This window comes from Bradyrhizobium mercantei (assembly GCF_001982635.1).
In the GTDB taxonomy this organism is placed as follows: Bacteria; Pseudomonadota; Alphaproteobacteria; order Rhizobiales; family Xanthobacteraceae; genus Bradyrhizobium; species Bradyrhizobium mercantei.
Genome location: NZ_MKFI01000057.1, coordinates 1 through 758, shown reverse-complemented (window position 1 = coordinate 758; position 758 = coordinate 1). Strand labels below are relative to the sequence as shown.

Annotated in this window: 1 protein-coding gene; it reads right to left on the bottom strand. The window is 68.3% G+C overall.

Annotated elements, in window-relative coordinates; genetic code table 11:
* On the bottom strand, window positions 1-758 hold a 758-nt coding region (locus BI327_RS40895; protein ID WP_143271822.1), incomplete at both ends, for a CaiB/BaiF CoA transferase family protein.

Here is a 758-nt window from a genome sequence, read left to right as displayed (position 1 = left end):
GGCCAGCAGCGGCACCAGCGCCTCGCGGTTCTTGACGCGCTGCGGGTTGGTGGAGAAACGCGGATCGGCCGACAGCTCGGGCAGGCCGATGGCGCCGCAGTAGTTGCGGAACTGGCTGTCGTTGCCGACCGCGACGATCAGGTGGCCATCGCTGGCGGCGAAGACCTGGTACGGCACCAGGTTCTGGTGCGCGTTGCCGGCGCGGCGCGGCGCGTTGCCGGAGGTCATGAAGTTCAGGTTTTGGTTCGCCAGCATGGCGACCTGGCAGTCCAGCAGCGCCATGTCGATGTGCTGCCCCAGGCCGCTGACCGAGCGCTCGTGCAGCGCGGCCAGGATGCCGACGGTGGAGTACATGCCGGTCATCAGGTCGGCCACGGCCACGCCGGCCTTTTGCGGACCGCCGCCGGGCAGGTCGTCGCGCTCGCCGGTGATGCTCATCAGGCCGCCCATGCCCTGGATCATGAAGTCGTAGCCGGGGCGGCTGGCGTAGGGGCCGGTCTGGCCGAAGCCGGTGATGGAGCAGTAGATCAGGCGCGGGTTCACTTCCTTGAGGCTGGCGTAGTCCAGGCCGTACTTGGCCAGGCCGCCGACCTTGAAGTTCTCGACCAGGATGTCGCTCTGCAAGGCCAGCTCACGCACCAGTTCGGCGCCGCGCGGCGAGGCGATGTCGAGGGCGACGGAGAATTTGTTGCGGTTGGCCGAGAGGTAGTAGGCCGCTTCGGTGGTGTCGTCGCCGGCCGCGTCCTTCAGGTACGGAG